The sequence below is a fragment of the Bacteroidota bacterium genome (genome assembly GCA_023957335.1).
Classification (GTDB): Bacteria; Bacteroidota; Bacteroidia; order NS11-12g; family UBA955; genus JALOAG01.
Genome location: JAMLHC010000001.1, coordinates 234,982 through 260,890, shown reverse-complemented (window position 1 = coordinate 260,890; position 25,909 = coordinate 234,982). Strand labels below are relative to the sequence as shown.

At 38.5% G+C, this 25,909-nt stretch carries 17 protein-coding genes; 5 read left to right on the top strand and 12 right to left on the bottom strand.

The features are described from left to right. Position 1: 1 nt before the first annotated feature. Entirely contained in the window at positions 2-4,678 is a 4,677-nt protein-coding gene (gene cas9, locus M9892_01045) for a type II CRISPR RNA-guided endonuclease Cas9 (protein MCO5252936.1), read from the bottom strand. 233 nt (positions 4,679-4,911) lie between these two features. On the opposite strand from cas9, the gene mtaB reads away from it, so the two are divergent. The 3 genes from mtaB (at position 4,912) to M9892_01030 (ending at position 8,356) form a co-directional block, all read left to right on the top strand. Then, complete coding sequence (gene mtaB / locus M9892_01040; GenBank protein MCO5252935.1) at positions 4,912-6,237, top strand: tRNA (N(6)-L-threonylcarbamoyladenosine(37)-C(2))-methylthiotransferase MtaB; 1,326 nt, start codon at positions 4,912-4,914, stop codon at positions 6,235-6,237. A 16-nt stretch (positions 6,238-6,253) separates the two neighbouring features. Next, complete coding sequence (locus tag M9892_01035) at positions 6,254-7,459, top strand: prolipoprotein diacylglyceryl transferase (protein MCO5252934.1); 1,206 nt, start codon at positions 6,254-6,256, stop codon at positions 7,457-7,459. A 63-nt stretch (positions 7,460-7,522) separates the two neighbouring features. After that, positions 7,523-8,356 carry an aminotransferase class IV gene (locus tag M9892_01030; GenBank protein MCO5252933.1) on the top strand — a complete coding sequence of 278 codons (834 nt, stop codon included), beginning with the start codon at positions 7,523-7,525 and terminating at the stop codon, positions 8,354-8,356. A gap of 80 nt (positions 8,357-8,436) precedes the next feature. Here the strand turns inward: M9892_01030 and lpdA are convergent, their stop codons facing one another. The 8 genes from lpdA to M9892_00990 all read right to left on the bottom strand — a co-directional run bounded on the left by lpdA (position 8,437) and on the right by M9892_00990 (position 15,995). Further along, a complete protein-coding gene (gene lpdA / locus M9892_01025) occupies positions 8,437-9,822 on the bottom strand; it encodes a dihydrolipoyl dehydrogenase (GenBank protein MCO5252932.1) in 1,386 nt (461 codons plus the stop codon). Positions 9,823-9,901: 79 nt separating this feature from the next. Continuing rightward, on the bottom strand, positions 9,902-10,963 hold the full coding sequence (locus tag M9892_01020) for a cytochrome-c peroxidase (GenBank protein ID MCO5252931.1): 1,062 nt from the start codon (positions 10,961-10,963) through the stop codon (positions 9,902-9,904). Positions 10,964-11,075: 112 nt separating this feature from the next. Then, complete coding sequence (locus M9892_01015) at positions 11,076-12,350, bottom strand: glycosyltransferase (protein ID MCO5252930.1); 1,275 nt, start codon at positions 12,348-12,350, stop codon at positions 11,076-11,078. 94 nt (positions 12,351-12,444) lie between these two features. After that, entirely contained in the window at positions 12,445-13,497 is a 1,053-nt protein-coding gene (locus M9892_01010; protein MCO5252929.1) for an NAD-dependent epimerase/dehydratase family protein, read from the bottom strand. A 112-nt stretch (positions 13,498-13,609) separates the two neighbouring features. Further along, on the bottom strand, positions 13,610-13,897 hold the full coding sequence (locus M9892_01005; protein ID MCO5252928.1) for a T9SS type A sorting domain-containing protein: 288 nt from the start codon (positions 13,895-13,897) through the stop codon (positions 13,610-13,612). Then, positions 13,894-14,364: a hypothetical protein gene (locus tag M9892_01000; protein MCO5252927.1), complete on the bottom strand. Its 471-nt coding sequence runs from the start codon at positions 14,362-14,364 to the stop codon at positions 13,894-13,896. Before M9892_01000 ends, M9892_01005 begins: the two co-directional genes overlap by 4 nt. A 6-nt stretch (positions 14,365-14,370) precedes the next feature. Next, on the bottom strand, positions 14,371-15,165 hold the full coding sequence (locus tag M9892_00995; GenBank protein ID MCO5252926.1) for a T9SS type A sorting domain-containing protein: 795 nt from the start codon (positions 15,163-15,165) through the stop codon (positions 14,371-14,373). Between the two features lie 32 nt (positions 15,166-15,197). Then, complete coding sequence (locus M9892_00990; GenBank protein ID MCO5252925.1) at positions 15,198-15,995, bottom strand: hypothetical protein; 798 nt, start codon at positions 15,993-15,995, stop codon at positions 15,198-15,200. 426 nt (positions 15,996-16,421) lie between these two features. On the opposite strand from M9892_00990, the gene acs reads away from it, so the two are divergent. Beyond that, positions 16,422-18,320 (top strand): acetate--CoA ligase, encoded by a 1,899-nt coding sequence (gene acs / locus M9892_00985; protein MCO5252924.1) that lies wholly within the window; start codon positions 16,422-16,424, stop codon positions 18,318-18,320. A gap of 402 nt (positions 18,321-18,722) precedes the next feature. Here acs and M9892_00980 read toward each other — a convergent pair whose 3' ends face one another. The 3 genes from M9892_00980 to M9892_00970 all read right to left on the bottom strand — a co-directional run bounded on the left by M9892_00980 (position 18,723) and on the right by M9892_00970 (position 24,141). After that, positions 18,723-22,238 carry a S8 family peptidase gene (locus M9892_00980; protein MCO5252923.1) on the bottom strand — a complete coding sequence of 1,172 codons (3,516 nt, stop codon included), beginning with the start codon at positions 22,236-22,238 and terminating at the stop codon, positions 18,723-18,725. Between the two features lie 75 nt (positions 22,239-22,313). Further along, positions 22,314-23,915 carry a peptide chain release factor 3 gene (locus M9892_00975; protein MCO5252922.1) on the bottom strand — a complete coding sequence of 534 codons (1,602 nt, stop codon included), beginning with the start codon at positions 23,913-23,915 and terminating at the stop codon, positions 22,314-22,316. A gap of 1 nt (position 23,916) precedes the next feature. After that, positions 23,917-24,141 carry a hypothetical protein gene (locus M9892_00970; GenBank protein MCO5252921.1) on the bottom strand — a complete coding sequence of 75 codons (225 nt, stop codon included), beginning with the start codon at positions 24,139-24,141 and terminating at the stop codon, positions 23,917-23,919. A gap of 342 nt (positions 24,142-24,483) precedes the next feature. On the opposite strand from M9892_00970, the gene M9892_00965 reads away from it, so the two are divergent. Continuing rightward, positions 24,484-25,899, top strand: a complete 1,416-nt coding sequence (locus M9892_00965) for a hypothetical protein (protein MCO5252920.1) — start codon at positions 24,484-24,486, stop codon at positions 25,897-25,899. Positions 25,900-25,909 lie beyond the last annotated feature (10 nt).

Sequence of the window (25,909 nt, the reverse complement as noted above, 5' to 3'; positions counted from 1 at the left end):
GTTATTGCTCAAATTTTATTTTACGTTCAGATACATTCATGTCTGATTCCTGACTGAAACCAAAAGCGTTTAATGCCAATTCTTTTAAAGCCCTCAGTCGTTCTATTGGGGGCAAAGATGCATAGTAGGCCAACTGATCTTGTTCCATTGATTCAAAGGAATTAAAGCTTTTCAAAGTCCACTTTTTTTTTTCGTAGTTCACCGCTGGTTCAGATACTGTATTGGTGTCATTCGGTGAAATTATTTTGGGGTTTCCCGACTTTGTGATATTGCCTAATCTATCTACTTTGAGTTTAATGCAATGATTTTTTATTGACCGACCATCAATAATTTCATAGGCATTTTGCGAACCAAATTCTTTCCCTCTAACAATAGTATCAGCAATTCTATTGTTGATGAAATAAATCTGTTTACCACTATATTTAGTTACAAAATGAATGTTCTTACTTCTTGCGACTTTATCGTTCCAAAAACTTTCATAAAGTGGGCTTTCAGGGTCAGTTATTACTTCTTCACCATCAACGGACATATATACAGGGTCGCCTTGTTTAAGAGTAAACAATAGTTTTGCTTTGTTCTTTTCTTCAAAATAGGATTTGAAAAATTGCTCTTTACTAAATGCTTTTTTATCAGAATACCTGTTGAATTCCTCTCTTAATTTTTGTACTGCTTCAAAAAATGTAATAAGGTCAAAGATTCTATTACCGTCTTTCTCCATAACAGCAAACAGATAATTGTCCCCTGTTTTTACGAGTAATGTTTCGTTGTAGGCCTTTTTTCTGTTAAGTCGTTCTAATGCCTCATCAGCTTCTTCTTGCCCTTTTTTCTTTTTAATTTTTTCGGGGGCTCTATAAAATACTTTTACGGAAGAAATTGGTGTATGAGGTGCAGTTTCTCCCACTTTCTTCTTCTTGCCTTTTCTTTTCCATTCATTGGCTCTTTTCTTTTCTGATAATTTCTTGTTTAATGCCAATATCCCCTCTGCCGAAAACGCTTCTTCTTTCTTATTGTCAAAATCTTTCTCCAAATGTTCTTTGATAGCTTCTTTCAAATAACTATTCGTTACTTTCTCAATCGTTTTTTCGGTAGCAAACTTTTTTCCTGCAAATTTTGATAGTGGAATTCTATACGCTTCAACCCCTTGACTTTTTCCATACAAAGTTCCTTCGTGCAACTGTCCACGGATTTTAATTTGTAATTGCCCATTTTTATCGGGCTGAATCAGTAGTTTGTCTTTCGGTTTTTGAGAAACAATAATTTTCTGAATTTCCTGTTCTGCATTTTCAGGAAATCCACTCCACGGCATATCAATAGCCTTAAATTTCTCAATTTGCTTAAAGATTATTTTTCGTTTGCTTTCATCAAGATTGAGAATTTCATCTAACAATTCACTTGGGCTTCCTTCAAAGTCAGGCAAAATATCTTTCTTGTGTTCATCAAGCCAATTTTGCAACTCTTTGTTTAAATCATTCAATCGTTTCACGTGTGCAGGCTCTGTGCAAGCGATTACCAACGCATCAATAGCGTGGTGTCTGTGGTCTATACGTTTGCTCCAACCTTTGATGACGAGTTTGTTGTTTTTCTTTTGAAAGAAATTGTTGTTGAACGACTGAATGAATTGTTCTTTGGTTAGTTCAATGGCTGTAAACTCTTTTATTTTATCATTATACTCATTTAGTACCTTATCGTATTCGTCTTCCCCTTTTTCCTTAATATATTCATCTTTTTTCTCTTCAAGTTTTTTTATTTTTTCTTCATACTCTTTTTTCTGCTCCAAAACTTTGAGATACTTTGCATATTCCATTTCAGCAAGCAATGGTTGCGATTTCTCATAACGACTTTTTAAAAGCTCTTTAAACTTATCCGTCAAACCCCATTGATTTCTCAGATAATCGGTAACTCCGCCTGTGGTTGTTTTTACATTTTCATTGCCTACAATTTTGTTTAATTCTTCTTTTACTCTTACGGAAATGTATTGTGTTTCTTTCATCTGCCTTGCCACCGGGTCTTCGGGCATTTTTGTTGCCAACAAGTTTTTCCGTTTTTGTCCTTCAAATCTTTTGTTTACGTGGTCAATAAAATTTTCTTTAGAGAAGACAGACGGAATAGAAGAACCAACTTCAAAGTATTCCATTGCGGTTCGGTTACTCTTTTCTTTATTGATTGCCTTTTCACAAATGACTTTATTGGTAAATGAATCATCAAAATAGCGCGATTGCGGTATGATATGGTCAATATCGTATCGTTCTCTGTTGAATAAATCAGATAAGGGAATTGGTTGCCCTGTGTATGGCGAAACGTGTCCTTGTTCACGCCATAGTTTCATTTTTTCAACTTCCGATTTTGACGGGTCTTTGTATTGTTTTACAAATTCGTCTGCAAGATTTTCCTGTGAAAGCCACAACTTATATTTTTCAATATTGGCAAGTGTTATTTCCTGTTTGAGCTCAATCAAGAGATTTTTGACTTCGTCATTTGCTGTCTGATTTGCTCTGTTTGATTTGTAAATTTTTGCTCTTCTATCCGCATTATTTTTTAACTCGCGTGCAAGCTCCAATCGTATTTCATCAGGTTTTCCATATTGTTTCCAAATATCCTTTACAATCATCAATGCTTCACTAATCAGTTGCTCCACCAATGGATTTCTTAACTCTCCGGGTGTTAATCGTTGAATTTTTTGATAGCTGTCAATACGTTCAGTTTCTCCATATTCTTTTGCCGTATGTTTATCATACACTAATATGGTTGCATAAGCATTCATAATGCCGCCTTCTGCCAAAACCTCCACATTGCTTTCCAAATACTCTTGTGCCGCTTTTTCAAATGGGTCACTTACATTTTCATTAACTAATTTGATAATTTTTTCTTTTAATACATCGGAGATATCATTTGAAAAATATTTTCCACTCCTTACAAGTGGTAGTATTTTTTCAATCGCTTTAAGGCTCAAAGCACCGTAGCTTCTGTTGAATTTTATTTTGCTTATCTGAATGGCTGTTTGTTCAGTATTTTCAACGTTCGTTGTATATTTTTTTATGAAACTTAAAACCTTTGAGGTACGCTCGCTTTCCAAGTCATACTCGTTGCCTTTTGCGTTGTATAAAATATCCCACAACTCAATTTGTCTTTCTTTGTCCACTAAACCAAGAGTGTTCCAAAAGTGTTCTCCTAATGATTTTTTGAGTTGTAGTTTAGTTTCATCGCCTCGTAACTTTGCTTTTGGATTCATTCCATTCAGAAAATCAATTCCGTCACGTAGGCCATATTCTTTTTTCAATTTGTTGAGTACGGTACCAAACCCAATTTCTTTTTTCTCTTGCAATTCATCAAAGAGCCATTCTTTAAGAGCAGAAGGAATAGGCCTGTCCACATACTTATACTTTATTTCTCCTTTTCGATTTTTGCCATCTTCTGTTTTGGTATTTATGGTCAGTTTATTGATTTGCTCCCAAATTTTAAATTCCTGAAATACGGGATGACTTTTTGCAACTGCTTTTTCATCTTTTTCAAAACGACAATCTGAAATAAGATTGCTTTGGTCTTTTAACTCTCTTTGATAATAAATAATTTGGTTTCTAATGAGATGAAAAAGTCCTTTTTCAAGTCCTGCTTGTCGATACTTCTCTTGCGTTTCTTTTGTACCAGGGAAAATAAACTTTAGTATCTCCAATAACTTTTCTTGCGAAAGAGTTTGTAATGCTTTGTATAATGTACCTTCGGGATTCTCGCTTTGTGTTTTCCATATTTTATCAAACTCTGCCTGATAACGCGAGCGAAGTACAACATTGTTTCTGATTTTCGCCCACTTGTTTTCTTTTAAAATGGAAAGAAAGTATTCCGACAAATAAATTTCCCTACCTTTTTCTTTAGATAATTCGGTCAGTTCCTTTTCCAAATTTTCCATTTTCTTACGCCAACTTGTCTTGTTGGGTAATTTGAAAACAGTCGTTTCTCCATGTTTCTTCGAGACCGTAATATTCACTAGCAATTCAAACGATTCACCCACTTTCAAAATGTCTAAGTAAGTATCTCCCTTTAATTCTCCATCTTCGGTTTCCACAGATACTTTATACTTTTTGAGTTCTTTGTTTTTGTATTCAGAAAGAGACAATACTTTTCCGAATGTTACATAACTCTCTTTTCCACTTTTTTCTTCTTTTTCATTTTCCTCTTCGCTGGCATCTTCCTTTTCAGGTTCATTACCTCCACCTGCATAGCCACGCAGTTGATTAAATAGATAGATTATCCTACCTAATTCTTCCAATGAAATTGGTTCATTTAATGCTTTTACTCGCAACTCTAATAAGTCAATAGCAGAATATTGTTTTTGTTTTTTACCAATCGGAAGAATAGAAACCTTATCTATTTTCAATGGATTTTCAAATGGTTCAGACAATTTGATTTGCTTAGGTAACATTTCTAATTGTTGCAAAACGTAGATTAGTTTGTTACGCCTTTGTTTGTAGCGTTTGTTGAGTTTTCGCATTCCACGAGCAATACGCCTGTTTGCGTTTTTAGTCTGTGCTTGCCCCTGTTCAAATTTGCTTAACTCCTGTCCCATCGGAATAATTCGACTTCCCATGCCAAGAATTTTACCCTCTTTATTATCGAAATCTCGTTCGATCAACGCCCACCCGATACTATTTGTTCCTAAGTCCAATCCTAATATTTTTTTCATTGTCGTTTCATTTTTGGTTTGCAAGTAACATTATTTCGATTAGATTTGCAAATTGAAAGCAAATCACAATAAGGATTATTCCGTTGTGAAAACATTTACTACGGGGCATTCGCAAGTTTGCCTCGTTTTTATTTGTAGTAGATTCCATCTATCATTCCAACAAAATGTCTTACTTGCGTTTTCATTTGTAAACGGATAAACTACCTTTGCAGCCTTCAAACAGGGAAAACCAAATGAATAGGTCGGTGGCTTTTTATACTCTGGGTTGTAAACTCAATTATTCGGAATCCTCCTCGCTCAATCAGCAGTTGGAGAAGATTGGATATGTTAGCAAAGATTTTACAGAAGGACCGGATGTGTATGTGATAAATACATGTTCTGTTACTGACCATGCCGACAAAAAATGCAAAAAAATTGTGCGAGAGGCGTTGAAATACAACCCTGATGCTTTTGTGGCAGTCATTGGTTGCTATGCACAGTTGAAACCCGGTGAGATTGCAACCATTGAAGGAGTTGATTTAGTGTTGGGTGCTGCAGAGAAGTTCAACTTAATGAACTATCTCAATGACATTACAAAAAAAGAAAAAGCAGAAGTGGCACATTCCAATATCAAAAAAGTGCAGGACTTTGTGCCCGGTTTCTCCGGTGATGACCGTACCCGCTCTTTCTTGAAGGTCCAAGACGGATGTGATTATTTTTGTTCTTTTTGTACCATTCCTTTGGCGCGTGGCAGCAGCCGAAGTTTAGATGTGCAAGATACGCTGAGAGTCGCCAAAGAACTTGCCGCAACTGATGTTAAAGAAGTTGTATTGACAGGATGTAATTTGGGCGATTTTGGGGTGAATCACAATGAGAGTTTTTTGGATTTAATCAAAGAACTGGATAAGGTAGAGGGGATTGAACGATACCGTATTTCGTCTATTGAGCCCAATTTGCTCACGGATGATATTATTGCTTTTGTGGCAAGTTCCAACAAATTTCTCCCTCATTTCCATATTCCGTTGCAGAGTGGTTCTAACACCATATTAAAAGCCATGCGCAGACGGTATTTGAGGGAATTATACGAAGAAAAAATTGAAAGAATCAAGGCTGCTATGCCTGATTGTGCGATTGGCGTGGATGTGATTGTGGGCTTCCCCGGAGAAAGTCATGAGGAGTTTTTGAAAACATACAATTTTTTGAATCAGTTGAATGTGAGCTATTTTCACGTTTTTCCTTATTCCGAAAGACCCAATACCACTGCGTGGAAGATGACAGATGTGGTGCCTGTAAAAACAAGAGGGGAGCGCACTCAACAACTGATGAACTTGTCTGAAAAAAAGAGACAGCTTTTCTATCGCGAAAATTTGGGTAAAATCTCTCCCGTGCTTTTTGAAAAAGAAGAAAGGGCAGGCAAAATGTATGGTTTTACACCCAACTATATTCGTGTTGAGACTGATTATGACCCTATGTTAATCAATGAAATAGTACCTGTTAAAATGATTTCTGTTGACCCTGAGTCAATGCATGTTTTGGGAGAAGTTTCTGAATATGCTGCTACTGCTTTAAAATTAATGTAATATCTAATACTACTCAATGTATCCTACTCTTTATGACATGTTTGCAGATTTATTCGGGTTACACATCCCGTTTCTGCGCGTAGTTCAATCTTTTGGTTTTTTTGTAGCCATTTCTTTTTTGTTGGCTCACTATACGATGGCGCTCGAGTTGAAACGCAAAGAAAAAGAGGGTGTTTTGACCGGCAAACAGATAAGAGTAGTAATAGGTAAGCCCTATCCGAAATCTGAGTATGTACTGAGTGGTTTTTTGGGTTTTTTGTTGGGATTCAAACTGTTGCCGATTTTATTTTTTAGTAGTAGTATGAGCGATCCGCGCTCTTTTCTGTTGTCATTAGAAGGAAACTGGGTGCTGGGTATAGTAGCGGCTATTGCCATTGTTTTTTATAAAAATTATGAAGATAAAAAGCAGCGCAAATCCCCGCCCATTGAGCAAACCATCACCGAACATCCTTTTCAATACATGGGCAATATGACCGTACTTGCGGCTATTGCGGGGTTGATAGGGGCTAAGATTTTTCACAATCTTGAAAACTGGGATCAGTTTGTTGCAGACCCGGTGGATTCATTGCTTTCGTTTAGCGGACTGACATTTTTTGGAGGGTTAATATGTGGAGGTTTAGCGGTGATTTGGTATGCCAACAAAAAAGGTATAAAACCCTTGCAGATGCTCGATGTAGGAGGTCCTGCCATGATGTTGGCTTATGCAACGGGCAGAATCGGCTGTCATATTTCCGGAGATGGGGATTGGGGCATTGTGAACACTTCGCCCATGCCTGCTTGGCTTTCATGGTTGCCCAAATGGTTTTGGGCTTATGATTATCCCAATAATGTCAATGGAGAGTGTAATCCTTTTACAGTGGGCACCCCGGAATATTTAGCGAATATCAATTGCAATTTTGCAGAAACTCCGCATTTGGTGGCTGATGTTTTTCCTACGCCTTTGTATGAAATTATTGTGTGTGGAATTTTCTTTTTTGTGTTGTGGTCTTTGAGAAAAAAGATTCAAACACCCGGTGTGTTGTTTGGAATCTATATGATACTTGCCGGTTTTGAAAGATTTTGGATTGAAAAAATCAGGGTGAATACGGTCTTACATTTCTTGGGGATGAAAGTAACCCAAGCAGAAATTATTTCTGTTATGCTGATGTTGTGTGGAATAGCGCTGATTGTGTATGCTAAGTCCAAATACAAAGGCACTCTTGCACGTTCTGCTTCTGTTTGATAATAGCCTACGGAGCTTTAAACTATTTTTTCTTTTTATACATTTGCAATCCTTCATATAGCTATGTCAGGCTTAATGTTTAATGGTTCATTTGTGGAGTCAAACAAAAATTTGTTTGAGGAAGACAACCGTTTGTGGCAATTTGGAGAAGGATTGTTTGAGTCCATCAGGGTTATGGATGGGGAAATTCCTTTATTGAATTTGCATGCAGAAAGGCTCACAAGAAGTGCAAAGATATTGGGCTGGGCAATTTCACCTTTCTGGAACGCGGGATTTTGGCAAGAACATATAGTGCGATTTTGCAAACATCATAAATGGACAAATGCACGAGTGAAGATTATTGTATTCAGACAAGGAGCCGGTGCTTATTTGCCGGATACCGAATTTTTTAATTGGTTGATAACGGGTAGTGCGCTTGAATCAAACAAGTTTGAATTGAACGAGCTTGGTATCAGGACGAAAGAGTTTTCGCATTTACCCAAGCCGGCTGATTATTTGTCTTTGCTCAAAACAACCTCTTCAATCCGATACGTTCAGGCAGCGCGTTTTGCATTTCAAAATGGGGTAGATGATGTGTTGGTTACCAATCAATTTGAAAGGTTCTGTGAAGCGAGTTCTTCTAATCTTTTTATTGTTCAGGGTGCAACCCTTCTTACACCTCCTTTATCTGAGTATTGTCTTGATGGTGTAATGCGCAGGGCTGTTATTCAGTTGGCACAAGACAACGGGATTGAATGTTTGCAAACTTCTCTGTTCAGAAATGATATTTGTTATGCGGATGAGTTGTTTTTGACCAATGCCATCAAGGGAATTCAATGGGTGGGAAGTTTTGAAGACAGTGAGTTTGAGTTGGGTAGTATGACCCGTAAACTGCTGGGTTTGTTGCAACAGCTATGAAATTTTTAATCCAAAAAGAAAGGGACTGCAAAATGAATCACAGCCCCTGTTCTAACACTATGAAAAACAACAATACTTTCTTATAAGTGTATGCACTCGCCATAAGCTTGTGCAGCCGCTTCCATTACGGCTTCGCTCATGGTTGGGTGTGGGTGAACCGCTTTGATGATTTCAAGCCCTGTAGTTTCCAATTTTCTAGCTACAACCGCTTCAGCAATCATGTCTGTTACACCTTCTCCAATCATGTGGCAACCAAGCCATTCGCCATATTTTGCATCAAAAATCACTTTCACAAATCCATCTCTGCTTCCGTTTGCATTGGCTTTTCCGGATGCTGAGAATGGGAATTTTCCAACTTTGATTTCATATCCTTTCTCTTTTGCTTGTGCTTCGGTCAGCCCGACAGAAGCTACTTCAGGGTGGCAATAAGTACAGCCGGGGATATTGCCGTAGTCAAGCGGTTCAGGCTTGTGTCCGGCAATTTTTTCTACACAAATAATTCCTTCTGCAGATGCAACGTGTGCAAGTGCTTGTCCGGGTACGATGTCGCCTATGGCATATATGCCCTCTACATTTGTTTTGTAAAATTCATCAACGACTACTTTGCCTTTGTCGGTTTTGATTCCTAAGGTTTCAAGTCCTATATTTTCAATATTGGTTTGAACACCTGCTGCTGACAACACAATATCACATTCAATAGTCTCAACGCCCTTGGCAGTTTTGATACTTACTTTGCAACCTTTGGCAGTTGATTCTACTTTCTCAACAGCACTTGAAGTCATGATTTCTACTCCGTTTTTCTTGTAAATTTTTTCGATTGCCTTAGAAACTTCATCATCTTCAACAGGCATTACTCTGTCTAAGAATTCCACAATCGTAACTTTGGTTCCCATGGTGGAATAAAAATAGCCGAACTCCATGCCAATGGCGCCAGAGCCAATGATAACCATGCTTTCCGGTTTTTTGTCCAACACAAGGGCTTCACGGTATCCGATTACTTTTTTACCATCTATTTTAATATTAGGTAATTCTTTGGAACGCGCTCCTGTAGCGAGGATTATATGTGTACCTTCAACCGTTTCTTTTTTGCCGTTGTTTTCCACTTCCAATTTGCCTTTTGCTACTAATTTGCCATAGCCGTTGATGACAGTGATTTTGTTCTTTTTCATCAAGAATTCAATCCCTTTGCTCATGGTATTAGCAACGCCTCTGGAACGTTTGATAACTGCACCGAAATCTTCCTTAGAGTCCTTAACGGTGATTCCATAATCTTGTGCATGGTGAATGTATTCAAATACTTGCGCAGATTTAAGCAGAGCTTTAGTAGGAATACAGCCCCAATTAAGGCATACTCCGCCAAGTTCTGATTTCTCTACGACAGCTGTTTTAAGTCCGAGTTGAGAAGCTCTAATAGCAGCCACATAGCCACCGGGTCCGCTTCCTAATACTACTACATCAAATTTCATATCTGTTTTTTATTGGTTTTTAAATTGCGGTGCAAATTAAGTTATTATTTCGGGTTCGTGAAAGTCAAAAGATTGGAGCTTATAAATAGCCTTCGGGTGCGTGTTTCAAATCCTCGGGAATATCGGCTGTAAATGCTTTGAGGAAGCTAACAATGGATGTAATTTGTTCTTGGGTTAAATCCTTGCCGAGTTGTATTTTTCCCATGATTCTAACTGCTTCATTCAAATCAGTCACGCCTCCGTCATGAAAGTAGGGGAACGTTTTTTCGATGTTGCGCAAAGAGGGGACTTTGAAGAAGTATTTGTCGGCTTCATTTTTTGTTACATCATATCTACCTGAATCCACTTTAGCGCATTTGGTTTCTGTCCAATAGTCGCCATATACGCCAAATTTTTGCAGGAGCATCCCTCCGGCAGCCGGTCCATTGTGACATGTATTACATCCGGCATCCATAAAGATTTTAAACCCTGATTTTTCTTCATCTGTAAGAGCTGTTGCATCACCGGCAATGAATTTATCCACGCGAGAAGGGGTAATAAGCGTTCTTTCAAATGCTCCAATGGCTTTTGTAAGGTTTGTATATGTGATGGGGGTTTTGTCATTCGGAAATGCTTTTGCAAATAAATCTTTGTATATCTGTATTTTACTCAATTTTTTAATCAAAAATCCTGAATCGGGTATATTGTGTTCAACAGGGTTGAGAATAGGTCCACCTGCTTGTTCTTCAACATCTTTGGCTCTTCCGTCCCAGAATTGCATAAATTGCAAAGCTGCATTGAGTACGGTTGGAGAGTTGCGCCCTCCTCTGATGCCGTCATCACCGGGGGAGGTGGGCTCGTTGTCAACGCCAAATTTGTCAAGTGCGTGACAAGAGTTACAGCTTATATTCCCTTTTTTGGACAGTCTTGTGTCAAAAAATAAAACCCTACCTAAAAGGACTTTATCGTTACTAATTTCATTGTCAGGGTTTGTGACTACTTCCGGCAGTGTTCCAAACGTGGACTTAGCAAGTTCCATAAGCACTGAATCCGTGTTTGTTTGGGGTGTTTCTGTTTGGACTGTCGTTTGGTTTTGACCGCTGTTACAAGCGATGATGGCACCCATTGCTGCCAAAGTTGTCATTGTTAGGAATTTTTTCATGTGAATGGTGTTTAAATAAATGAATGAAATGAGAAAGCAAAGTTAGAAAAGATACTCACTCATACAAAGGATTTTAATTCAAAGTGGTAAGAAATTTTAAGCCCTTTTCAACTTATTTCAAGATAGCTTTGGCGTAGTTTTTCCAACTGAGTTTTTCAGTAGATTTCTTGATGTTTTCTCTCGGAATAGGCTGTTCTATGGCTTTGAGCATTACATTTGCCATGTCTTCTAAATCTCTGTCATTTGCAAGATACCCGTTAAATCCATCTATAATAGTTTCGGGGAAATGTCCCACCTTGGTTGCCAAAACCGGAAGGTTGAAATTATAAGACAAGGACTCAACTCCGGATGGGGTTGCTGTCAAATAAAACAAGATAATATTGTCGCTCACTTGAAAGTATTTGTGCACGTCTTCATTGGGTACAAATTCATTCACCACTTTGACATTCTCTTGCAACCCTAGTGTGTCTATCAAATCCAAGGGCTTGTAATTTTGTTCATCATCTGACTTTTTGAGAAAAATGGTTTTGGCTAAGCCAAATAAAAATTTCTTGAGCCTTGCACCTGCGTTGTTTTTGGGTAAAGTGTTCCAAAATGATTCGCCTACAATCAGCAAAGAAACATCGTCTCTTTGTTTGCAAACCTTGTCAAAGGCTTCTATTGCTTGGTGTAAGCCTTTGTATTTGCGTATAAAACCAAAAAACAAGAACACATTTTGCTTTAATCCCATTGCTGCTTTTGCCTTGGCTACATCAAAACTTGTATTGGGTTTAAAAAGGTCATACACAGGGTGGTATAGTTTAATGACACTGCGTTGAGGCGAAGTAGTTCTTTGACCGTCTTCGTTTACGGCAAATTGAAATTTAGGAAAAACCTCTTTAAGTTCATTTACGGTTTTGTAGGCATGTGCCAGGTAAGTGTGGGCATGCGCTAAACCCATGCGAGTGAAAAATTTATCTAAGGATGAACCCTCTTTTTGTACAACGAGATGACAATCAAAAATAACTTCTGTTTTGCCCCATTTGCAGAGTTTGCGTGCTATGTAACCCATTGGTAAGCCCTGAATGGCAATAGCCCATTGGAAAATCACTTTGTCGGGATTAAGGCTTTTGATGTAACGAACGGTTTGTGCCCACGAAAAAGGATTGTTGTAATTGGTCAAATAGCTCACCTTAATGTTTGTCCCTTCTAATAAGTCGCTTTTGCTTGCGCGGTCTTTAAAATCGCGGGGGATAATGGCCGGATATTGTTGTGTCCATGAAACTATATGGACATCTGCTCCTTCTTTTTCTAAAGCAAGTGCAAGAGAGGTGTTGTAGTTGGCAATGCCACCTTTGAAAGCCGGTCCGGGACCGAAACAAACTATTTTAGGAGCCTGATTTGACAAATGATTTATAGGTTCTTATGTGTTTTGCAAAATTATGATTCTGTGAGAAATTTCATTAAGAAGCTAATAAACTGATAAGGAATGCTATGCCCGACTATTCATTATTTCTTTCAAGTGCCTTGTTGTACACCCTTCTCATTCCCTCCTCAATAGAAATCTTGGGCTTCCATCCGAATTTGTTTGCTACGTAGCTCATGTCAGAATAGCGTGAGTGAACACCCACAGGCTTGTCTAACAAGGGTTTTATGGTAGGACTGTATCCTGCAATTTTACAAAATACTTCAATGATTTCCAGAAAAGAGGTCAATTTACCTGAGCCAATATTGATGGCAGAACCGTCAGAAATATTGTCCATCGCCATTAAAATCGCGTCAATGCAGTCGTCAATGTGTACAAAATCACGTCCTTGTTTACCGCTTCCCCAAACTTCAAACGGGTTTTCGCGAGAGGCTGCGCGTGCTGCTATTGCCGGAATGGGATATGTTAAATCCTGGTCTTCGCCATAGCCGGAAAAAGGTCGGATACAGGCAACTGAGATGCCGTAATATTGAGCGGCAATTTGTGCCAAATATTCTCCTGTGAGTTTGCTCCAGCCGTAGGTCATGTCGGGTTGTCCCAGTCTGCCGTTAAAATTGATATCGCTTTCTTTGAGTGCCACCGCTTCCGATTCGGTCTGTTGATCAATGGGATAAGCAGCCGAAGAACTGGGGTACAACACTCTTGCCGGCTTGTAGTTGCAAACCCAATAAAAAAGTTCTGCGTCTATACTGAGGTCGAGTGCGACAACCATAGGGTCTCCGTCTATTTTGGCTCGTCCACCTACTATGGCGGCAAAGTGGTAAACATCAGAAAAACGAGGAAAATTAAACCCATAGCGTTTGTTGATAAATTCAGGGTCTTTTCTGATTTCATACAGAAAATCGCGGAAATCTCCTTTTCTGAAAATCAAGCGTTTGTTGCTTCCGTAGATTCGCAAATCTTGCACTTCTTCATGCAATGGCTCGTGATACCACGCATCGGGCGGAGGAGTGCCTGCAGACAAGTCATCCACAACAAAGATTGTATCGTTGCTTGTTTGCAAAAGTCTTTTAATCAGATTGCGTCCAACAAAACCACAACCCCCTGAAACTAAATGTATTTTTGACATAAAGGAATAACGAATGTAGGGGCGCAAAACTACGTTTTTTAGCCCGTAATTGAGAATAGAAGCTTAAAGTAAATATCAAATAAGCAGCTCATTCTATGTTGCATACTTGTGCTTACTCGATTTGTACTTTCTCTGTTCTGACAGCGTCTTTTGAAATCAAACGGAATACATACAAGCCTTTTGCCATTTGTGCTGCATTCACTCTAATTAATGTAGGACTGAAGATTTCAAATTCTAATAGCTGAATCTTGCCGGCAGCATCAATCAATTCAACTTGCTGCGGGTTTATCTCCTTATCAGTTAATCTAACAAAAAAATAGCCTGATGCAGGGTTAGGGAAAAGCGAATAATAATAGGTGGATGAAGGTTTGTTGATAATGGAGGAGTCAATAAAATTCAACTTCTCAGGTCTGGGAGAATAAATAGAGTAATATATAATTTTGGTGCATAGCTGTTTGTCTGGGTCAACATAGGCTGTTTTCTTTTTGTAATTTCAATATTTTTGGAGTTGCGTACAGATTTAAGATAGACACAAAATTCCATATTGTGGGTTTCAGTCCTAAATGCTGAAGAAATATATGAATATTTGATAGTGTCTGTTTCTCCGGGAGCTAAAGAACGTATAACATAGTGTTTGCTTGTTGCAAATTTTGCATAGAACTCTATATTGTCACCCATCAACAGAGAGTCGGGTCCTTGATTTGTAAATGCAAACACACCCACTCTTTTTGTGCCATTCTTGTCTTCATCAAAAGTATCATTGTATCTTGGCTCAATAATCTCAATTGGAACTAAGTGTACTTTCCTTTCTTGGGAGAAAGTTGAATGTCCAATTAGCAGAAGCAGACAAATTAGAATTGACCTCATAAAGTTCTATCGTTGAATAATGATTTTCTGCCAAGTGGGTACATCGTTTACATATAATTTCAGGAGATAGATTCCATTCTGCAAATAAGCAGGGATGTTTATCTGTATTGCTCTGTCGGTTATGTGTTCTGCCCGAAGGATTGGTTGAGAATACATACAGCGCCCGTTGATGTCAATTAATTCAATACGTTGTGGTGTTCGACTGATGTTGTTATATTGAATTGTGAGCATATCATTGACAGGATTTGGGTAATAATTGAAATCCTGCGATGAATTGTTTATGAACTCAATTGAGCTAATAATGGAGCGGTGCTTCATCTTGCGATACCAGAAATTATTTTCACGATTTGTTTTTGGGTCGCCTGCAATTTCTCCGATATAAGGGCGATGAATATTTATTGAACGATTTCTTAGCCACGCTTCACAAGAGAGGTGGAAATCATTGTCAAAGAAAAGGATTGAGTCGATTGATATTGTTTTTGTCAGCACAATTGAATCTCCCGGTAGGATTGAAATGTTGCACGGGTAAACATAACCAAAATCTCCATTATAAATGCCATTAGCGGTTTTGAAATCCATGTATATTCTAACTGAATCCTCCGGTATAATAGTGTCCGGTCCATAGTTGACAATCGAAAATTTAACTTCAAAATGTGCGGGTGTAGTAAAGTAAGAATTTGGTAGGGGGCTAATGCAGTTAGTACCCAAATCAATGTATCTAACTTCCATCCATTGACCTTGTGCGTTCAACATGAACATTGCAAAAAAACTAAGGATTGAAGTTTGAATTAAGTTTTTCATTTTTGTTAATTTTAAAAGTTATACAATTAAGATCAGTCGCAATTAGTGCAAATTGGTCCTTCGTAACCGGTTGCATGCTCTCTGCATTTGCAGCAGATTAAAAAATTTTGTGTTATAGTAAATGGAGGACAATTAGGGTCGCCTTCGGCAAAAACGCAAGGATAAAAGGTAATGTCGAGGTCGAAATTTTCGCATTTTGGAACTGAATAAATATTTCCATATTCATCAACTTGATGATAAGGCTGATAACAATCTTCAGGGTTAATCGTGAATCCCGCAAATATGTTGTTGAATTCTAATTGATTTTCAGATACTTTTATAGAAAAAGATTCTGCAGGGAAAGGGATGCCAAATAAGTTAATGGGTGTAGAACGAAATTTAAATGACGGAGTCATACACAAACCCGTCAGATTGTGCTCTAACTCCAACATTCCGTTATCTCCTAATTGAATACAGTTATCGTCTTTGAGCGGATTGGGGTTCTTGAGAGTGAATTCAAAATCTACAAATTCAATTTCAAAAGGATCATAAGAAACGAAACTGCCAACACCATATTTAGAATCAGGTACAATCCTATACTTTTGGTTAGTATTTAGCTCTGCAACTCCTACTATTGTATATGGAGTAGTAAAAGGATCCGGATACTCTATGTAATCATAAAAAAGAGGAATGTTGTCAACGATTGCATAGATATGGAAAGCAGAGATGTCGCCAATATTGGTGCTTCCAAAGGTTACATCCACACTTGTCCCCGATTTTAGTAATTTAATTTTCTGTGGATGCTTATACTGCTGTTGAAATTCTTGGTAACAGGTCTTGATGAATGGCATTCCAAATGTCTCAGCTGTGATATTTGAGTGAAAAAATACCATAACAATAAACAGCAAGCAAATCTTAGAAAAAGCCGAAAAAGATGTTTTTAGACCTATTACCTTGTGTAGGTAGGTAGGTAGGTAGGTAGGTAGGTGTTGTAACCTTTGGGAGAGTAATTTTTGTAGTTCATAACATTTTTATTTTAAGGGTTGAATAATAAAATTTAGGTCTCTATGTGCAAAGTTAAATCAAAATAAACATACAAAGCAAGCACGAAACATAAAACTTAATCAAAGGTGGAAATTTTATAATCAGAGGTTGTATTCGGCATATTAAATCATTCAATTCTTTATTTGTCATAGGGATTTGTATTGTATTGGTGGAAAAGACATAACAGCCTTTTATGTTTTGTTCTACTTTAGCCAGCACAATACAAGTCAATAATGAAACAGATATCCAACCTTGCAGAATACCGCGAAGCTTACCAAAGGAGTGTATCACACCCTGAAACATTCTGGGCAGAAATAGCCGAAGAATTTGTGTGGTATAAAAAATGGGACTCAGTACTCCAATGGGATTTTGACACTCCTGAAATAAAATGGTTTGCTGGTGGCACTACCAATATTTGCGCCAATGCGATAGACCGCAATCTTGCTAAGTTTGGCAATAAAACGGCTCTTATTTTCGAACCTAATAATCCAAAAGATGCCGACAGAAAAATCACCTATCGAGAACTCCATGCGTCAGTTTGCCAATGTGCCAATGCACTCCAAAGTCTTGGAGTACAAAAAGGCGACAGGGTATGTATATATATGCCCATGATACCAGAAGGAGCTGTTGCTATGCTCGCTTGCGCCAGAATAGGTGCCATTCACTCGGTGGTGTTTGCCGGATTCGGAGCAGATAGTTTACGGGACAGAATCAATGGTTCTAAATGTAAATTGATTATCACTGCCGATGCTTTTTACAGAGGTAATAAGAAAGTGATGCTCAAAGAGATTGCAGATACTGCGCTTGCAGAAACACCTTCCATTGAACATTGTCTTGTTTTTAAACACATGAATGAGAGTCTGAATTGGGTTGCAGGGCGCGATGTGTGGTGGCAAGACTTGGTGGACAAACAAGATAACAGCCATGAGCCGGTACCAATGGATGCCGAAGATGCACTGTTTTTGCTTTATACTTCCGGTTCTACAGGTAAGCCCAAAGGAGTACAACATACAACAGCCGGTTTCATGATTTATATAGCTTATACATTCAAGCAAGTATTTAATTACCAAGAGGGTGAGGTGTTTTTCTGTACTGCCGATATAGGTTGGGTTACAGGACACAGTTACACTCTTTACGGACCTCTGCTCAATGGCGGTACTACCGTGATTTTTGAAGGTATCCCTACTTTTCCGGACCACGGACGTTTTTGGGATATCATAGATAAACACAAGGTGAATATTCTTTATACAGCACCTACGGTTATTCGTTCATTAGAAACTTTTGGTACTGATATTTTTAAAAATAAAGATTTGAGTTCGTTGCGGGTGTTGGGCAGTGTGGGCGAGCCCATCAACGAAGAAGCGTGGCAATGGTACTACAAGAATGTAGGCAAGGAACGATGCCCGATAGTGGACACTTGGTGGCAAACCGAAACGGGAGGTATTTTAATTTCTACTCTTGCTCATGCCACGCCCATGAAGCCTGCTTTTGCTACATTACCCCTGCCGGGTGTGCAAGCGCTGTTGGTAGATGAAAACGGCAAAGAAGTAATCGGCAATCCGGCAGAAGGGCGATTGTGCATGCGTTTCCCTTGGCCCGGCATGGCACGAACCCTTTATGGAGACCATGCAAGATTCAAACAAACCTATTTTTCACTGTATCCTCATTTGTATTTTTCGGGAGATGGAGCGCGAAGGGATGAGAACGGAATGTATCGCATTACGGGTCGGGTAGATGATGTGATTAATGTAAGTGGTCATCGTATTGGAACAGGAGAAGTGGAAGAGGTAATCAATAGTCATACTTTAGTGGCAGAGAGTGCAGTGGTGGGTTTCCCGCATGACATTAAAGGTCAAGCACTTTATGCTTTTGTGATTTGTGTCGAAAATTGTGGAGACACAACTCATATCCCCGATGAGATAAAGAAAATTGTATCAGAAAGATTAGGAGCTTTTGCCCGTCCCGACAAAATTCAAATCGTGTCAGGCTTGCCCAAAACCCGAAGCGGCAAGATTATGCGCAGGATTCTTCGCAAAATTGCCGAAGGCGATATTTCTAATTTGGGCGATATCACCACCCTGCTCGACCCCGGCATAGTGAACAAAATTATTGACGGGGCAAAAGGGACTTGACTAAGGGGGAAAGGTTTCCAGCCGTGGTTGGTGTTGTCACCAACCACTCCAATCATCTTCCCTTAAACATCTATAACCTTGAATAAATTTAAAATTCTTTATTCCTGTATCATAGAAAGAAGCACTTCTATGATAGTAGTCAGTAGGTAATAAAGCTAATGTTTCTGCTGAACTGCAAGGATTATTGTTTATATAATCCAACTTTTAATTTGTGTGGTTGGTGACAACAACAAACACGGCTTTTAAAGATTAATATATTAAGGATTAATCTGCTGCAAGGATATTCAATGGCGCAAAATGTAGAAAAATGTCATTATGGCAATCGTATGTTGAATTGCGTATTTGTATGTATTATGTATGTAAGAAAGTATAGTTTAAACTACAAGAAGGGTGCAACTTGTGTTATTGCTTCAAAAGCTTAGACCTGAATATTCGCCCTTCGCTTTCTATTTCTATAAAATATACTCCATTGGCTAAGTCTGAGACATTGATTTGAGATTGGGCATTTATATATGAACGGATTATCTTGCCGGTTATATCTTTGATATAGATATTGTTTGTTGCGTCAGGAGAAATAAAATATAACCAATCATTGACAGGGTTAGGGTTGATTGTGATGTTGCTTGTCGGTAATTGATACAAAACCTGCACAACCTTTGAAAAAGAATTGTAATTGTCTATGTCGGTTTGTTGCAACTTGTAATATTGTACTCCATTGACAGGATGTTCATCGTTGAACAGATATTGAACAACAGAATATGAATTGCCAGCGCTTTTCTTTGTGCCAATGGCATGCCAATCGGTCAAGTTAAGTGATTTAAGTATGGTAAAATAATCATTGTTGAATTCATTAGCAGTTTGCCATTGCAATAAGATTGAATTTGCCTGAGCAGTAGCTGAAAAGCTGAGCCATTCAATGGGTAACGCTATACATCCAATGTTTGTGGTTGTTGTATCTGCGTTTGAGCAATTGTTGCCGGGAAAAGTAACTTTGAGTATGATTTCTTTGATTCCCGGGAGGGTAGGATAAACCCATTGATTGGTTGGATTATCTAAATTAAGTCCGCTCAGGGTGGGGTACTCTGCCTCTTCAAATTTCCAATCATAATTTAAGTTAACCAGTCCGTGGGGATAGCTGAACTCAATAGTGTCTTTGCAAACAGTCAAGGGGTTAATGCCAATCGTTGGTTTGAGTGGAATAGAGTCAGCAATGACCGACACGTTATTGGTATAAAAAAGACCACCGCAGGCGTTGTAAAAAGAGTTGCGGTATAAGTTAGTCATCAGTCCGGAGTCTATGGAGGTGATGCTAAGGCTTGCGGAAGTTTCTCCTACTATGTTGGTCCAAGTCGCACCCCCATCTGTGCTCCGTTCCCATTGATAATAAATCGTGGGTGTGCCGTTGAAAGAAGGGTTAAAACTTATGTCAGAAAACCTACATGCTTTTTGATTTGTGGGCTGTGTGTTCACAGATGTCGGTATTGTGCCGGCAATGGGGGTAAAAGGTTGTGCCCAACTTCGGATACTCTCAACATTGTTTTGGTCGATGATAGACAACGCAAACCAATACTGTGTGCCGTTTGTCAATCCGGTTACGATATAGAATGTGTCAGTAGTCTTGGCGATTTCAGTCATTTCTTCGCCAATCAACTGAAAGATGCGGAAAGTATCAGTTGCTACGGTTGACTTCCAATAGAGTGTTACTTGTTGAGAACAAGGAATGCCTGACACTCCCGTATTAAGGGGATTGGACATAATGGTAAATACACGACTGTTTTGTGAACTCATTCCACCTGTTGTACTAACGCGGATGAGCGCTTGCCCGGTGTATAAAGTAGGGGAAGCATTGTTCCAAACGTAGTATCTTGTTGTATTGGCTAATCCGCTTGTAAGTGTGTTCCATGTAGAACCGCTGTCATCAGAGAATTCAACACTGATAGTCCCGGTCAAATCATAACCGTCCCAAGCAATAATCTGTGCAGTGGCGGCATCTTTGGGTGGAAGCCATTTTTCTCCTCCAAAAGGATAGGTCAGCTCTAAATAAGGTTCAGTTTCCTGCCATGTCAAAGTGTAGCCCACTTTGCCTGCCGGAATTGATTTTCCTAATACAACAACTTTGTAATATCCTGGAATTACATTACTGACCACCACTTGTTCATTATTGTTCAGTGTGTCAATCTGTTCACCGGCAACAGTGCTTGGGTTTGTGTAATCGGGAACCAAGGGTCGGATAGTGTCGAAGTTGGGGTCAATCAAAAACAAATCAAGGTCATTTATCAGTGCCATGGCTGAAGGTAAAGGAGTGGGGTCTTCCGCCCAAGCTAACATGAAGCGGATTTCCTTGGTCTTAGAAACTCCTGATATGAAAAGTGAATCAGTGAGCGAGTCTTGATGGGCAATGCTATCCACAAGGTAATATTTGTTCTCAAGCACTTTAGCTGCTTTGTATCCGTCAATCCTTCCATATCCATATATGAAATCGGGTCCTGCGTTGCCCAAGTCAGTAGCCGTATTCATCAAAATGGCTTTGATTGTGTGTGTTGCAGGGTCTTTGCCTGAATTAAGCGCACGATAATGTTCATACAATAAAGTTGCAGTTCCTCCGGTATTGGGAGTGCTGAACGAAGTGCCCGAAACTGTTGTGTAGTTTTGTCCGGTGATGGAGCTATATACGCTAACACCTCTTGCTACTACATCGGGCTTGATTCTCCCGTCCAATGTGGGTCCGTAAGAATGGTCGCTGCTGTTACCGTCTATAGCCGTAACTGAGCCGATTGTCATTCCGTTTTTTGATGATTGCAAACCTTCAAAAACGGTTCTGTATCCACCTGCAATACAGTTATTGGCTCTGTGGTTGCCCGCAGCAAATACTTGAAGTAAACTTGGGTGTTTGGCAGCCAGTGTGTCAAAATAATAACTCACAATATCATATTCTCCTCGATTTGTGCAACTGCCAGAATTGCCAATAAAATACGAATGGTTGGCAATCATCATATTGTAGTCAATGACCCCTGAATCAATATCGTTGATAATGTTATTCGTAATTTCCCATGAATAAATGTCGGCTTTATGGGCGTGTCCGATGGCAATTGGATTTCTGTTTCCTGCACCTGCAAACAAACCTGCTATTTCTGTTGAATGGTCATATACCGAAGACCCGCTTACGATAGTCAACCTGTTGGCAAAATCAATATGGTTGTAAACAATGCCGTCAAAAATGCCAATGGCAACACCATTGCCGCTTAATCCTCTTTGTCCGGTCAAGGTGGATTTAAGTATGTTGGTTTTGTGCAAATTAATAGATGATATGTCCAATAAATGTGGTGTCATATCCTGCTCTTCAACCCATTGGATATAGGGAAGCTCAACTATTTGATGAATTTGCTCTCTTCTGATATTGACAACGAAAATACCCTTTGTTATACTTATAAAATTTATATCGTCAACCTGACTCTTTAGGTGAGAGATGGCAGCCTGTGAATTCGCATTTTTGTAAATTGAAATACATAGGTTTATGCGTTCGATTCCTACGGTTTCAGTTCCTTTTCTTATTTTGAATGTAGAGGGTAGGACAAAAAAGCTACGCAGCCCTTGCAGATTTTGAATTAAAGTGAAATTGTGTTGTGGAATGACAGCAGCGTAGGTGTTTCGTTTTATATATTCTCCTAATTCTATACCTATATTATGAAGTTGGTTTCTTTGCTCTTGGTTGGGGATTTCATAAAATTGAATAAATCCATAAACAAAACCCTCAACACTTGTGTTTGTTATTTCATAATTGCTTACAACACCTTTATTTTCAGCAGGTGTAAAAGTCCCGTTTTTAAAAAATACATTATAATCCTGTATTTGTGCAGATAAAGTTAAATAGAAGAAATTCAGTAAAATTAGTGATATACCGCTACTTATTCTTTTCATATTTGACAACACGAAGGTATGAAATAGAAAATTCCGTGATGCAAATTTTTGAAAAAACTCAAATAGTATATTTTTTTATGACATTAAGTCATCTTTAAACTCGGAAGTTGTATGGAATTGAATGTCGGGATTGGTTTCCATTGCAGTTTTGAGCACCCATGCGGTCTCAGCCAAAAAAACAAGGTTAAGGTCTTTGTCTGTAACAATGTTTTTGGATTTGAATTTAATAAACTCATGGATTTTAGCTTTGTCGCCCGTAATCCAGCATGCTTTGTAAAAAGAGCGTGGCTCAAAACGGCATTTTGCTCCATATTCATGTTCAAGTCTGTACAGAATTACCTCAAATTGGAGTTCGCCAACTGTGCCAATGAATTTTCTGTTGCCCGGCTCTTGTCTGAAAAGTTGCGCTACCCCTTCGTCTGTGAGCTGGTCTATGCCTTTTTCCAATTGCTTTGACTTCATGGGATCGAGGTTTATCAGTTCCTTGAAAATTTCGGGAGAGAAACTGGGTATGCCTTTATACATCATTTTTTCGCCTTGGGTCAAAGTGTCTCCAATTTTGAAAGTTCCGGTATCATACAATCCGACCACATCACCGGGATAAGCACTATCAACCAGACTTTTGCTTTCTGCCATAAATGTTACAGGATTGGAGAATTTCATTTCTTTATTCAGTCGTACATGATAATAAAAAGTATTGCGGTCAAATTTGCCTGAAACAATGCGCATAAAAGCAATTCTGTCGCGGTGTTTGGGGTCAATATTGGCATGAATCTTAAATACAAATCCGCTTAATTTTTCTTCTGAAGGAAGAACTTCTCTTGTTGTGCTTTCTCGCGACCTTGGGAATGGTGCTATCTCCACAAATTTGTCTAACATTTCTTGGATTCCGAAATTGTTTAAGGCAGACCCAAAGAATACAGGAGCTAATTTGCCGTCAAGGTATTGTTTTACATTGAAGTCCCCATAGATTCCCTCAATCAATTCTTTGTCTTCTCTGAGTTTGTCCGCTTCTTTTTCTCCTATAAGTTTTCCCAGTTCAGGAGAGTTGAGGTCGTTCAATATTGCTACTTCTTTGCCCACTTTAGTTTTGGCACTTTCTGTAAAGCGAAAACTTCCGTCATATAATTTATAAACTCCTTTAAATGTTGCTCCAATTCCTATAGGCCAGCTGAGAGGGCGTACTTTGATGGAAAGTTTTTCTTCGAGTTCGTCAAGCAACTCGTAAGGGTCTTGACCTTCTCGGTCGAGTTTGTTTATAAAAACAATCACAGGCGTATTCCTCATACGACACACTTCCATCAGCCTTTTGGTTTGTTCCTCAACCCCCTTTACACAGTCAATCACAAGGATGACGCTGTCCACAGCCGTAAGGGTTCGAAAAGTATCTTCTGCAAAGTCTTTGTGTCCGGGAGTGTCCAAAATGTTAATGAGTTTGTTTTTATAAGCAAAAGTCATAACGGAGGTCGCAACGGAAATTCCTCTCTGCTTCTCAATTTCCATGAAATCAGAAGTGGCGGTTTTCTTGATTTTGTTGGATTTAACCGCTCCTGCTGTCTGAATAGCACCGCCAAACAGCAACAACTTTTCTGTAAGGGTGGTTTTTCCCGCATCGGGGTGGCTAATGATAGCAAAGGTTTTTCGCTTTTCTATTTCTTTAACAAAGGCAGGATTCATTTCAGGATTTCTTTTTTCTTCTTTTGATGATGATAAATAATATAAGTGCAGACACAAATCCAATTACTGTAAACAATATAATTCTGGGTTTATGTTCAACCGGAGTGAGAGTCATTGAATCTGATTGTGCGAATTGTGCTATGTCAAAATCGAATGATAGCAACGATATAGGCACAGTCGTAGTCAAAAATACAAGAAATAAAATGACTTGGAGTGACTTTCTCATAAGGCGCGCAAAAGTACAATGAATTCGTACTTATTTTTATTTAAAAACGGGATTTGTAAATCGTAAAATAAAAATATGGGTTAGTCTAAAATAAAAAAAGTTTTTATTTACTTTAACTATTGGTAAATCTGCTGCAATCCCTTGATACTAACGGGTGTTAGGCTTTATAATTTTTCAATTTTGCTTGATTAAATGAAAATATGAATACATTTGCACGCGATAAATAACCCCTAAAAAGTCATAAAATACATGATGAATACTACGATAAAAAAGAACTTGTTTAAAGCCTTTGCAGCGATTTTAGTTGTTTCATTAACATACATATTCGCACCCCTTTTCAATATGCATTCACTCCCGTTTGAAACACAACAAGCCTCTTGGTTTGGTGTGGGCGGTGGTGAATTTAAGCCTTACCACGAATCAACTCCTTATGAAACCATACGTACAGAAGTTTTATGGATGATTTTTATTGCTTTTGCGTTATTGGTAACTGTGCTTGCTTTTGTGTTTGATATTGCCCATTTCACTCAAAAAATAACCGGAAAGAAAGTGGCTGATGTAAACAAAGTCAGTGCATGGATTGGTCTAATCATTCTGATTTTAGGAGTTTATTTTGCATTTTGGGAACTTGCCATTCATGGTAAATATGCCAAAGTTACTAATCCTAGCGCTGCGCACGGGTTTGCAATAGACAATATGTTCATGTTTACATTTGTTTTGACTTTTGCGGTATTTATCATTACCGAAATACTTCTGTTCATATTCCCATTTATGTATAGAACTAAAGAAGGAAGAAAAGCCTATTACTATCCTGAAAATAATAAACTTGAAATCTTTTGGACGGTTGTACCTTTTGTGATGTTGTTGTTTATGGTCTTTAGAGGTAATGCTGCATGGAAAGAAATTACTTATAATCCCGAGGCTAAGCAAGCGCAAGAAATTGAAGTTTTTGCATATCAATTTGGGTGGTCTGCTCGCTATCCCGGCAATGACGGTAAATTGGGAGTTTCCAGTTTTAACTATATTTCAGGAACCAATCCGTTGGGACTTGCAGTAAAATCAGAAGTTGACAATTTTAAAGAAGAACTGAAAAAAGATACCGCCAATTATAGTGCTAAAATTGTGAATGTTAAAGGGTATTTGGATGATTTGTATAAGCAATTAGATGCTTATAGCAATAAAGCTGACGCGAAGGGTATTGAAGATACCAAGAAGGAGATTACAAAAGTAAAAAATGGTGAATATGCAGACGAAATGGCTTTAATGTTGAGAAGAAGAACCAAGCAATTGGAGAGAATGGCTATTGTGGAATCTGACAAAACAAAGTTTGCAAGTACCTTTAATGGCGAGGCAAATGATGATATCGTAGTAAAAGAAATAGTGCTTCAAAAAGGAAAGACCGTGAGATTCAAATTCCGTTCAAGAGATGTTATTCACTCTGCTTTTGCACCCGATTTCAGATTGCAAATGAATACTGTTCCCGGAATGAGTACTTATTTTGTGTTCGAGCCCATTAAATCAACAAAAGAAGCAAGAGCTGAGAAAAAAGATGATTCGTTCGATTACTTTGTTTATTGCAATAAAGTATGTGGACAGGCTCACTTTAATATGAAAATTAAAATTACGGTTGTAGATACAGAAGCCGAATACAATGAATGGTTGAAACAACAAAAGCCAGCTTTTGCAAATTCAGAAGTACAACAATCAAATACAAGAATGGTTAAAAACGAATCCAATAAAATCACTCCCTCAATATAATTAATACATA